The sequence below is a fragment of the Psychrobacter sp. FME13 genome (assembly GCF_014861395.1).
In the GTDB taxonomy this organism is placed as follows: Bacteria; Pseudomonadota; Gammaproteobacteria; order Pseudomonadales; family Moraxellaceae; genus Psychrobacter.
Window position 1 is genome coordinate 1 of sequence record NZ_RRYV01000390.1, and the last position, 440, is coordinate 440.

Below are 440 nucleotides of genomic sequence, written 5' to 3' on the forward strand. Positions count from 1 at the left end.
GAGTATCGCTGATTTGGTTGAGAGGGGAGAAACCACCAAGCGCGGTAAGATGAAACACAGTGCGCGTCTTGCGCGTGAATGGGTATTGTGCGGTGTGCCTGAGCTGTCACGCGCTGAAAATATCGAACTGTTTGAGAAATTTGCTCAGCAGCAGAGCGAAGAACAAGGTGTTCTCAGCATGGTTTTTGTCCATGATCCCACCGCAGGTGACGATATGGCAAACATCAAAGCGGCAGCGAAGCGCAAAGATATGGCTGCCCCTGATCCGCGAAACATTCACGCCCACATACTGCTATTGACCCGAGAGCTAGACGTATCAAGTGATAACAAGCTAGCGCTAGGCAAAAAATCAGATAGTGAAGTCTCTAACGATGAGCGTACACGCCCAGTCGTACCAAAAGAACTCATTGGCAAAGTCGATCCTAAGACACAGAAAAAAA

At 48.9% G+C, this 440-nt stretch carries 1 protein-coding gene; it reads left to right on the forward strand.

The window, feature by feature from the left end:
• On the forward strand, positions 1–440 hold a 440-nt coding region (locus EI164_RS16730), incomplete at both ends, for a MobA/MobL family protein (RefSeq protein ID WP_192521077.1).